This is a genomic window from Agromyces tardus (genome assembly GCF_003710805.1).
Lineage (GTDB): Bacteria > Actinomycetota > Actinomycetes > Actinomycetales > Microbacteriaceae > Agromyces > Agromyces tardus.
Window position 1 is genome coordinate 1 of the sequence record NZ_RHHB01000087.1, and the last position, 4,958, is coordinate 4,958.

The following is a 4,958-nucleotide window of genomic DNA, read 5'->3' on the forward strand; positions in this document are numbered from 1 at the left end:
CGATGCCGAGGGCGGCGAGCAGGGCGGCGAGGGCGGCGGCGAGGCGCGGGTCGGAGCCCGTGTCGGCGAGCGCCGCGGCATCCGTCGTCGCCGGCCGGGCCTCGGGGAGCGGGGCGTGCTCCGCCGGGCGGCCGGGCTCATCGGGCCCGGTCGGCTGCTGAGGTCGGCCCGGTTGCTGCGGTCCGCCCGATCCGCCCGATCCGCCGGGCTGCTCCCCCTCGCCGGGCTGCCCCGAGCCCTCGGCCTGGCCGAGCACCGTGATCGAGATGAGCCCGTCGGCACTCTCCTCGCCGTCGGAGATCGTGTACCGGATGGTGTCGACGCCGGTGTAACCGGGCTCGGAGGTGTAGCGCAGCGATCCGTCGGCGGCGATCTCGATCGTGCCGTGCTGCGCGGCCTCGTGGCCCGTCACCGCGATCGGGCCCGACGGGTCCAGGTCGTTGCCGAGCACGCCCGGCGCGGACACCTCGAGGAGCACCCCCGACACGGCGTCGTAGTGGTCGCCGACGACGGTCGGGTGGGCGGGTGCGCCGGCGGAGACGACGTCGATGACGAGGAACGCCTCCGACGTGGCCTGGCCGTCGCTCGCCTGGTAGAGCACGCTGTCCCCGCCGACGAAACCGGCTTCGGGGGTGTACACCACCGAGCCGTCGGCGGCGATGTCGATCGTGCCGTGGTGCGGGTCGCCGAACCACGTGACCGCGAGCGGGTCGCCGTCCTGGTCGGAGTCGTTGCCGAGCACGCCCGGCGCGTCGAGGATCAGCGTCGTGCCGGCGACCGCCACGGCCGAGTCCTCCCAGGCCTGCGGCGCGTAGTTCGCCGGCTCGGTGACCGTGAAGGTGAGGGTGCTCGTCGCGCTCTTGGCGCCGTCGCTCACGGTGTACTCGACCTGGTCGGTGCCGGCGAAGCCGTCGTTCGGCACGTACTGCACGGTGCCGTCGGCGTTCCAGTAGTAGAGGACGCCGTGGGCGGGCGTCGTGACGTCGACGAGCGTGAGCGGCTGGCCCTCGGGGTCGGAGTCGTTGCCGAGCACGCCGGGAGCGTCGAGGATCGCCAGGTCGCCGGCGACGGCCACGAGCGTGTCGGGCTGGGCGACGGGCGCCAGGTCCTCGCCGGCGGGCGGCTCGGCGGGCGGCTGCGACGGACCGGACGGCTGCTCCCCGGCGGCTGCCTGCTCGAGCGTGACCTCGGCCGACGCGCATCCGCCGTCGGTGCACAGGAGGTAGCGGAACCACCAGGTGCCGCCGATCGAGTCGTGCGGCGTGTAGAGGAAGGAGCCGTCGGCCTGCAGGTCGACGGTGCCGATCTGCGGCGAGGCGTAGTCGAGCACGAGCGTGCCCTCGCGTCCCTCCGCATCGTCGTTCGCGAGCACGCCGGGCGCCGCGATGTACAACGGGGTGCTGAGGGCGTAGACGTAGGTGTCGTCGTTCGCGGTGGGCGGCAGGGTCGCGTCGCTGCCCGCGGGCAGCACCTCGATCGTCACGGTGGCCCAGGTGCTCAGCGCGCCGAAGTCGTCCTTCAGCACGTACGTGAAGGTGACGGTGCCGGTGAAGCCGGCGGGCGGCGTGTACCCGAAGGGGCCGTGGGCGTTCACCCAGAGGCTGCCGACCTGGGGCTTCGTGTGGTCGTCGACCTGGTACCAGTCGCCGTCGGGCTCCGTGTCGTTGCCCGTGACGCCCGGGTCGTCGACGGTGAGCGTCGTGTCCGCGAGCATCTGGTACGCGTCGTCGACGGCGATCGGCGCCTGGTTCGGGCCGAGCTGCGAGGGTTCGACCTGGGCGGCGAAGCCGGCGGGCTGCCCTGCGGATGCGGCCGACTTCCGTGCGGCGACGGGTTCGGCCTCGGCGTCGGGAAGGTGGGATGCCTCGGGGTCGCCTGCGGCCCCGGCGGCCGGACCGGCGGGGTCGGCGGCGGCGTCGGCGTGGGCGGTGGCGGCGTCGTCGTCCGTGGCGGATGCCGCGGGCTCGGTGGCGGATGCCCCGGTCTCGCCCTCGTCCGCCGGCGCGGGATCCTCCGCCGCGACCGGCTCGGAGGCGGCCGCCTCGACGAGCATCGCGGACTCGCCGCCGGCGGGCTGCGCCTCCTCGGCGTGGGCGGCGAACGGCGTGGCGAACGCGCCGCCCGCGGCGAGGATCGTCGCGACGCCGAGTGCCGCGAGGCGCAGTCGCACCGGGCGGCGGCGGTCGTCGACCGCGGCGGGAACGTGGATGGGGAATCGCATCGGGGTCTCTTCCTGAGGTCTGTGGTCGCGGCGCCGGTCCGGGTTCGCGGGGCAGGCCGGGCTGCCGAGACCAGCATCGCGGCGGGCCGGTGGCGGGCGGATGGGCAGGCGGTGCTCATTCCGCGCGGGCGGTTGCTCATGCCGCGGCATCCGTTGCTCAGGCCGGTCGGGCCATTGCTCACGTCCGGCCGACGGGGGTGCTCAGGGTGTCACCCGTTCGGGGGGCGAGGGTCGCCATGCCTCGCCCGCATGCGAAGTCGTACAGTGAAACGACCGGCCTCGCCGGAGACCGGAAGGCCGTGGATGGTGTCGTTGGTACCAGGGGAACCGGCGGGGGCGCCGCGCGGGCTCGATGAGAGCTGGCCCCTCGTCGGCAGGGACCCGATGCTCGACCGTGCGGTCGGCGCGCTCGCCGCGAACGCGCGCTCGGTGCTCGTCTACGGCCCCTCGGGCATCGGCAAGAGCCGCGTCGCCCGCACCGTCGCCGATCGTCTGGCCGACGACGGCTGGTGCATCCTCGCCGCGAGCGGCAACACCGCGCTCAGCGCCGTGCCGCTCGGGGCGCTCGCGCCCGTGCTCGCGCACGACCCCGGACCCATGGTGAGCGCCGCGGGCGACCCCGTCGCGCTCTTCGCCGCCGCGAGCAACGCCGTGCGCAGCATCGCCGCAGGACGGCGCACGCTGCTCGCGGTCGACGACGTGTCGGTCGTCGACTCGGTCTCGGTCACGCTCATCGCGCAGCTCGTCGAGACCGGCCTCGTGCGGCTCATCGCGACGGTGCGCGAGTCCGATCCCGTGCCCGACGCGCTGCTCTCGCTCGCGTCATCCGGCGACTCCGTGCGGCTCGACGTCGCGCCCCTCGACGTCCACGAGGTCAGCGAGCTCCTCACGCGGGCCCTGGGCGGTCCGATCGCGCACCGCGACGCCGTCGAGCTCCACCGCATCGCCCACGGCAATCCGCTGTTCCTGCGCGAGCTCGCCATCGGCGCGGCCGACGCGGGCTCGCTCGTGGCATCCGACGGCCTGTGGCAGCTCGTGGGCGAGCCCGTCGGCACGCCCGCGCTGCGCGACCTCATCCGAGCCCGCCTGCGCGCGCTCGGCGACGACGAGCGCGATGCCGTCGAGCGGCTGGCCCTCTGCGAGCCGCTCGCGTTCGACGAGTTCGCCCGCCCCGGTGGGCCCGAGGCCCTCGCGAAGCTCGAGATGCGCGGGCTCATCCGCGTCGACGAGACCGCCGCGCGGATGCGGGTGGGGCTCGCGCACCCGCACTACGCCGCGGCCGTGCGCGACAGCATTCCCCGCATCCGTGCGGTGTCGCTGCTGCGCGAGCAGGCCGACCTCGTGGCGTCGCGCCCGATGGACCCGGGCGACGAACTGCGGGTCGCGATCTGGCGGCTCGATGCGGGCTACCCGACCGACCCCGGCATCCTGTCGCGATCGGCGGCGCTCGCCCGCATGGCGCACGATCGACGCACCGCCGAGCGCCTCGCGGCGGCCGCGATCGCCGCGGGCGCCGACGACGCCGAGTCGCTGCTCCTGCACGGCGAGCTGCTGTGGTCGCTCGGCCGCGCGGAGGAGGCGCTCGCGACGCTCGCCCGCGCCGAGGAGCGCGCGGTGGCCGACGGCGCACCCGACGAGCTCCTCGCGGCGATCGGGGCGGCCCGGGCCGACGTGTTCGGCGGCGACCCGCTCGGCAGCGCGCGCGGCATCGAGCTGCTCGAGTCGCTCGAGGACGCGCTCCCCGGCCAGACGGCGACCATCGCGCTCAGCAAGGCCGTGCTCCTCGTGAACCTCGAGTACGGGCACCGCGCGCTCGAGCACGTCGAGACGGCCGCGGCGGCGGCCGGCGACAGTCGCTTCGAGCAGGCGATCCTCGACCTGTCGCGCGCGATGCCCGTCTCGATCCTCGGCCGTTCCGACGAGGCGATCGCGTCGGCTCAGCGCGCGGTCGCGTTCGCGAAGGGTCCCCGCTCGGTGATCCCGCAGCGTCGCGCCGAGATCGTGCTCGCTCACGTGCTCATCGCCGCCGACCGCCTCGATGAGGCCCGGGCGACGGTCATCGAGTCGCTCCATGACGCGATCCGCCACGACGACGAGCTCACCGCCCGGCTCGACGAGTTCATGATGGGCCGGATCTTCTGGGCATTCGGCCGCCTCGACACCGCGGCGCGCTGGTTCCGCGACACGGTGAGCGGCGCGGAGCTGCACGGGCCGAAGTCGCTGCGGGAGTTCGGGCTCTGCTTCCTCGCGATCGTCGCAGCCGAGCAGGGCGACCTCGCCACGGCACGACGACTGCGCTCCCGCGTGATCGACGGGCTCGACGAGGACAACTCGGTCACGGCCCTCGCCGACGCGTGGATCGCCGCGGCCGACGGAGCGACGGATGCCGCGGCCGCCACGATCCTCACCCGTGTCGACGAGATCGTGCCGCGTGGCGCGGTGATGGTCGCCGCGGGCCTGCTCCACCACCTGGCCCGCTTCGGGTCGAAGGCGCACGCCCGCACGGCGGCCGACCGCCTCGGCGAGCTCGCAGAGGCCACGGGCGCGCCCGAGGTCGAGCGACGCCGGGCCCACGCCCGGGCCGAGGCCGACGGCGACGCGGCCGCCCTGCGTGCGGCCGGCGCCGAGTGGGAGTCGATCGGCCACCTGCTCTACGCGGCCGAGGCGTTCGCGTCGGCCGGACAGGCCGCCCGCGCGGCCGGTCGCGGCCGCGCGTCGACCGCCGACCTGCAGCGCG

Annotated in this window: 2 protein-coding genes; one reads left to right on the forward strand and one right to left on the reverse strand. The window is 75.3% G+C overall.

The annotated features are described in order from the left end of the window. The coding region (locus tag EDM22_RS19220) for an Ig-like domain-containing protein (protein ID WP_122938697.1) at window positions 1–2,221 on the reverse strand (2,221 nt) is incomplete at its 3' end. 384 nt (window positions 2,222–2,605) lie between these two features. Between EDM22_RS19220 and EDM22_RS19225 the strand changes: the two genes are divergently transcribed. Continuing rightward, on the forward strand, window positions 2,606–4,958 hold a 2,353-nt coding region (locus EDM22_RS19225), incomplete at its 3' end, for an AAA family ATPase (RefSeq protein ID WP_170964215.1).